Source organism: Mesorhizobium sp. M7A.F.Ca.AU.002.02.1.1 (assembly GCF_003998535.1).
GTDB classification, from domain to species: Bacteria; Pseudomonadota; Alphaproteobacteria; order Rhizobiales; family Rhizobiaceae; genus Mesorhizobium; species Mesorhizobium ciceri.
Genome location: NZ_RZPB01000430.1, coordinates 1 through 5,395, shown reverse-complemented (window position 1 = coordinate 5,395; position 5,395 = coordinate 1). Strand labels below are relative to the sequence as shown.

Here is a 5,395-nt window from a genome sequence, read left to right as displayed (position 1 = left end):
TCATCGAGCCGGCCTCGGCTGTTTCCTCGGCATGCTTGCGGATTGCCGGCAAATAGAGCTTGGCCAGCCAGCCGAAGGCGGAAATCCAGATCACCACCAGAACCGCCAGCCTGAGATCGAGGCCTGCGACCAGCGCCAGCGTCGTCACCGTGTAGACGATCATAAACCAGACGACCTCGATGAAGCTTTCCATCAAGTCGCCGGTCGCCTGGCCCGCCTGCCAGACCTTCGTCGCGATGCGGCCGGCGAAATCGTTCTGGAAAAAGGCGTAGGACTGGCGCGAGACATGCCGGTGCGCCTGCCAGCGCACCAGATTGTAGAAGCCCGGCGTGATCGTCTGTTCGTCGACCAGCGCCGACAGGCCGACGACGACGGTGCGGATGACCAGCACCACCACGGCCATGAAAACCAGTTCAGGGCCGGCGGCGGCCCACAGTGCGTGCCAGCTGCGCTCGGCGGGAAGCTGGTCGAGAATATCGACCAGCCGCCCGACGAAGTAGAACAGGCCGGCCTCGACCAGCGGCGCGATGCCGCCGATGACCAGCATGGCGAAGAAGGCGAACTTCGCCTGGCCGACATAGTGCCAGAGAAAGCCGCCGACACTGATCGGTGGCCGAAGATTCGCCGGCTCCCTGAACGGATAGACCCAGTTCTCGAACCAGCGATAGACGGCTGTCATCATGCGGCGGCCATCATTCTGCGGCTTGCCTCTTTGCAAGTGCGTCGTTGGCGGGACCGTCCTCAAGCAGGAACCCGCCCGACTGGCGCTGCCAGAGCTGCGCGTAGAGCCCGCCCTTGGCGACGAGTTCTTCGTGCGAACCTTCCTCGATGACACGGCCCTTGTCCATCACCACCAGCCTGTCCATCGCCGCGATGGTCGACAGCCGGTGCGCGATGGCGATGACGGTCTTGCCTTGCATGAGCTTGTAGAGATTCTCCTGGATCGCCGCCTCGGCTTCGGAATCAAGCGCCGAGGTCGCTTCGTCAAGGATAAGTATAGGTGCGTCCTTCAACATAACGCGAGCAATGGCGACGCGTTGCCGCTGGCCACCGGACAATTTGACGCCGCGGTCACCGACATAGGCGTCGAAGCCCTTGCGGCCGCTGGCATCCGAAAGCCCCGATATGAAGTCCAGCGCCTCGGCGCGCCGCGCCGCCTCGACAAGCATCTCGTCGGTTGCATCGGGCCGGCCATAAAGGATGTTCTCGCGCACCGAACGATGCAGCAGCGAGGTGTCCTGCGTGACCATGCCGATCTGCGCACGAAGCGAATCCTGCTTCACAGCGGCGATTTCCTGGCCATCGACCAATATCTGCCCGGCTTCGAGGTCGTAGAAGCGCAGCAACAGGTTGACCAGCGTGGACTTGCCGGCGCCGGAACGGCCGACGATGCCGACCTTCTCGCCCGGCTTCACCGCCAGCGACAGGCCCTCGATCACACCCTTCTGCTTGCCGTAGTGGAAGCGAATGTCCTCGAAGCGGATCTCACCCCTGGAAACGCTGATCTCCTTCGCGTCCGGCCGGTCCTCGACAAGGCGCGGCAGCGAGATCGAGGCGATACCGTCCTGCACCGTGCCGATGTTCTCGAACAGGCCCGACATTTCCCACATGATCCATTGCGACATGCCCCACAACCTGAGCACAAGGCCGATGACCACGGCGACCGCGCCGATCGTCACTGCTTGCCCCAGCCACAGCCACAGCGCCATCGCGGTCACCGAGAACAAGAGCAGCGCGTTCAGTATGTAGAGCGAGCCGAAAAGCACTGTCACCAGGCGCATCGACCGGTAGACCGTTTCGAGAAAGCCGGACATACCGTCTTTGGCGAATGACGCTTCGCGGCGTGCATGGCTGAACAGCTTGACCGTCTGGATGTTTGAGTAGCTGTCGACGACCCGGCCCGTCATGATCGAGCGCGCATTGGCCTGTTCCTCGCCGACCTTGCCCAGCCGGGGAATGAAAAACCGCAGCAAAAGGATATAGCCGACCAGCCAGACGCCGAGCGGCGCGGCCAGCCGCCAGTCGGCCGAGCCGACGATGAGCAGCATGCCGAGGAAGTAGACGATAACGTAATTCAGGACGTCGATCACCTTGATGACGCATTCGCGCACGGCGAGAGCCGTCTGCATCAGCTTGGTCGCGATGCGGCCGGCGAACTCGTCCTGGTAGAAACTCATCGACTGCTTGAGCAGATAGCGGTGCACCTGCCAGCGGATGCGCATGGGATAGTTGCCCATCAGCGTTTGCTGGTTGAGGAGCGAATGCAGCCATACGGTGCCCGGCAGTGCGAACAGCACGATGAAGGCCATGCCGGCAAGCTTCCAGGCTTCCGTCTGCAGGAAGGTTTCGCGATTCTGCCCCGACAGCCAGTCGACGATGCGGCCGAGGAAGCCGAACATCCACACTTCCGCGATCGCGATGGCCGTCACCAGCACTGCGTCGAAAAGGATATAGGGCCAGGCGCCGCGCGTATAATGCACGCAGAAGGCAACCAGCGTCTTGGGCGGCTCGACCGGTTCCGCCGCGGGGAACGGATCGAGCCTTTTTTCAAACCAGCTAAACAACAACATAGGTCATGCCTGTGAAATGTGTTTGCCGCTTACGCGGCACGTGAGCGTACGAAGTCCCCGGAACCCATGGCGTCGAGTGCCGACGGTCCGGAATCACCCGGACCGTCGGCAATGCTTCGCGCAATATAGGGGCTCGCGGGCTTTTCGCCGACAGCTGCGCCAGACGATCCTGACGACACGGTGCCGCCAGCCCGGTTTTTCGGGCCAGGCCGGATCAGCCGGATGATCCGGCGCACCAGCGACGGCCGCCCGGGATCGGGAACCGCGCGCGAAAAATCGACATCCGGCAGCATGCCGCGATGCGGCCGGCGGCGAACCTCGGCGTGAACCGCCGACGAATAGGTGTCGCCGATCAGCAGCGCCCAGGTCGGCAGTCGGTGGATATGCAGGCTCCTCGAGCCCGGTATTCTGTAGGGATCGAACATCGGTCCGTCCTCCGTGTGAAAATCGAGATAAAAAGGCGAAGCAATATCGTCCGCCGGCATTCGCCCGGAGACACGCATTGCATCGGTCCGGACATGACGAGTGTCGGTCCGGACAGCTTCAGTTGGGGCGTTCAGCCCTTTTGACTTTTTGAAAAACATCGCAGGATTCCTTCGGAAGCCGAAAAATCGTTTCGGCGGGAATCGGTGCGATCAAGTCTTAGAGAGTCAGGAGAATCGTCGTACCGAAACCGCCGGCAGGCAGGTAAGCCCACGAGAGGGGCGCTGGATGTGCATGGTCATCATGAATTACCCCTCCATCGGTTCGGGTTGACAATGCTGGTTGTATACCCGACTTCGCAGAAAATGGCCACCCGCAGGTCCAGCAATTTCCAAAACCGCCAAGCCGCTGTGGCCGATCCGCCACTTATTAGAAGGACGCGGAAATGAACCGTCGTCTCCGCATCGCGCTCTACCAGCCTGACATTGCCGGCAACACCGGAACAATCCTGCGCTTCGCCGCGTGCCTCGGACTTGGCGTCGACATCATCGAACCGGCCGGATTTCCGCTCTCCGACAAGTCGCTCAAGCGAGCCGGCATGGACTACCTCGAAATGGCTGCCCTGACCCGGCATGTCGACTGGCACGCCTTCGAGGAATGGCGCAAGGCTGGTTCGCACCGGCTGGTGCTGCTGTCGACCAAAGCCACGACGGCCTACACCAGCTTCAGCTTCGCGGACGGTGACGTCCTCCTGTTCGGCCGCGAATCCGCAGGCGTGCCGGATCCTGTCCATCAGGCGGCGAATGCGCGCCTGACCATCCCCATGCAGGGTACGGCGCGCAGCATCAACGTGGCGCTCTCCGTCGCCATGGTGGTGGGCGAAGCCATCCGGCAACTCGGATAACGGCACTCCGTCTCCCGACATCTCGACCCAGGCGCACATCGCCTTCTCCTTCGTTTGCACATCCAGGGTTTCTTCGCTACAAGCTCAACTTAACTTGAGGTCAAGCAGAAAAATCGGGACGGAAAATCAGACATGGCGCCTGTAACGGAATTAACGGTTGGCCAGGTGGCCATGCGCAGCGGGGTGGCGGTGTCGGCGCTGCATTTCTACGAGGCCCGCGGCTTGATCCGCAGCCACCGCACGTCGGGCAACCAGCGCCGCTACGGCCGCGACGTGCTGCGGCGCGTGGCGATCATCAAGGTCGCACAGGAGGTCGGCATCTCGCTGGCCGAAATCGGTGCCGCACTTGAATCACTGCCCGAAAGCCGCACGCCGACGCGCGACGACTGGAACCTTTTGTCGACCGCCTGGCGCGACGGGCTCGATCACAAGATCGCCCAGTTGAAGAAACTGCGCGAAGGGCTGACCGACTGCATCGGCTGCGGCTGCATGTCGATCGACAAATGCCCGCTGCGCAACAAGGGTGACCGGCTGGCACGCGAGGGAACGGGGGCAAGGAGGCTGGTCGCTCTTCCTTCTCCCCGTTCACGGGGAGAAGGTGCCTGAACGCAGTGAAGGCAGATGAGGGGCGGCGCCAGCATTGAGAGGTTCGTGCCGCTCCTCAACCTGCCTGCCGGCACCCTCTCCCCGTAAACGGGGCGACGAAATCCTAGTCGGCCGCAGGCAACCGCCTGATGGTGAACTCGATCAGGTCGCCCGGCCGCTCGAACCAGCTTTCGATCTCGGTCCAGTAGGCCTGCTTGGGAAAGCGCTCGAACCATTCCTTGGCCTTGAGCCGGGCATCGGAGCGTGGCAGCACGAAGGTCTCGCGCAGGAAACCGTCGCGCGGCATACGCACGCGCTCGGCACGGCTTTGGTCGAGCCTTTTCTTTAGGCCATCCAGCGGCGGTCTTGCCGGGGTGCGCACGAAACAACTCCTTGCACCGTAATGACACTTGACCCTGTCCCCTAAGAGATTAGGGATCGCGCCGGCAAAAGACGAGTCATTTGTGGGACTCGCCGCCCCAACCGGAGACGGCATTTGGAACGACCAGAAATACCGGCGGGCCTGCCCGCCGACATCGAACAGAAGAAGATGAAGGCGCGCCTCTGGTTCGAGGCGCTGCGCGAACGCATCTGCGCCACCTTCGAGCAGATCGAGCAGGATCTTGGCGGGCCGCTGGCCTCGTGGTCGCCCGGCCGCTTCGAAAAGACGCCATGGGAACGTGACGAGGGGCGCGGCGGCGGCGGCACCATGTCGATGATGCACGGTCGCGTCTTCGAAAAGGTCGGCGTCCACACATCGACCGTCCATGGCGAGTTCTCACCCGAATTCAGGAAGCAGATGCCCGGTGCCGAGGAAGACCCGCGCTTCTGGGCATCCGGCATTTCGCTGATCGCGCACCCATGGAATCCCAACGTTCCGGCCGTGCACATGAACACGCGCATGGTGGTCACA

At 62.5% G+C, this 5,395-nt stretch carries 6 protein-coding genes and 1 pseudogene; 3 read left to right on the top strand and 4 right to left on the bottom strand.

Features of this window, described 5'->3' with window-relative positions; translation table 11 throughout:
• The 3 genes and pseudogenes from EN879_RS23220 to EN879_RS23210 all read right to left on the bottom strand — a co-directional run.
• Positions 1-682: pseudogene (locus EN879_RS23220) on the bottom strand (ABC transporter ATP-binding protein); the annotation flags it as partial.
• A 10-nt stretch (positions 683-692) separates the two neighbouring features.
• Positions 693-2,570, bottom strand: coding sequence for an ABC transporter ATP-binding protein (locus EN879_RS23215; protein ID WP_063168844.1), 1,878 nt, complete (start codon positions 2,568-2,570; stop codon positions 693-695).
• Between the two features lie 29 nt (positions 2,571-2,599).
• Positions 2,600-2,995 carry a hypothetical protein gene (locus EN879_RS23210; protein ID WP_082826695.1) on the bottom strand — a complete coding sequence of 132 codons (396 nt, stop codon included), beginning with the start codon at positions 2,993-2,995 and terminating at the stop codon, positions 2,600-2,602.
• A gap of 443 nt (positions 2,996-3,438) precedes the next feature.
• Between EN879_RS23210 and EN879_RS23205 the strand changes: the two genes are divergently transcribed.
• Positions 3,439-3,897 carry a tRNA (cytidine(34)-2'-O)-methyltransferase gene (locus tag EN879_RS23205; protein ID WP_063168846.1) on the top strand — a complete coding sequence of 153 codons (459 nt, stop codon included), beginning with the start codon at positions 3,439-3,441 and terminating at the stop codon, positions 3,895-3,897.
• A gap of 132 nt (positions 3,898-4,029) precedes the next feature.
• Positions 4,030-4,503 carry a redox-sensitive transcriptional activator SoxR gene (gene soxR, locus EN879_RS23200; protein ID WP_063168847.1) on the top strand — a complete coding sequence of 158 codons (474 nt, stop codon included), beginning with the start codon at positions 4,030-4,032 and terminating at the stop codon, positions 4,501-4,503.
• Positions 4,504-4,606: 103 nt separating this feature from the next.
• Here soxR and EN879_RS23195 read toward each other — a convergent pair whose 3' ends face one another.
• A complete protein-coding gene (locus EN879_RS23195; protein ID WP_013529975.1) occupies positions 4,607-4,864 on the bottom strand; it encodes a hypothetical protein in 258 nt (85 codons plus the stop codon).
• Positions 4,865-4,978: 114 nt separating this feature from the next.
• Between EN879_RS23195 and EN879_RS23190 the strand changes: the two genes are divergently transcribed.
• Positions 4,979-5,395, top strand: a 417-nt coding sequence (locus EN879_RS23190) for a coproporphyrinogen III oxidase (RefSeq protein WP_127274265.1), incomplete at its 3' end; no start/stop codon positions are given.

Coding starts and splice junctions, on each gene's coding strand:
- EN879_RS23210 (WP_082826695.1), bottom strand. CDS start 2,995: ATGTTCGATCCCTACAGAATACCGGGCTCGAGGAGCCTGCATATCCAC.
- EN879_RS23205 (WP_063168846.1), top strand. CDS start 3,439: ATGAACCGTCGTCTCCGCATCGCGCTCTACCAGCCTGACATTGCCGGC.
- EN879_RS23215 (WP_063168844.1), bottom strand. CDS start 2,570: ATGTTGTTGTTTAGCTGGTTTGAAAAAAGGCTCGATCCGTTCCCCGCG.
- soxR (WP_063168847.1), top strand. CDS start 4,030: ATGGCGCCTGTAACGGAATTAACGGTTGGCCAGGTGGCCATGCGCAGC.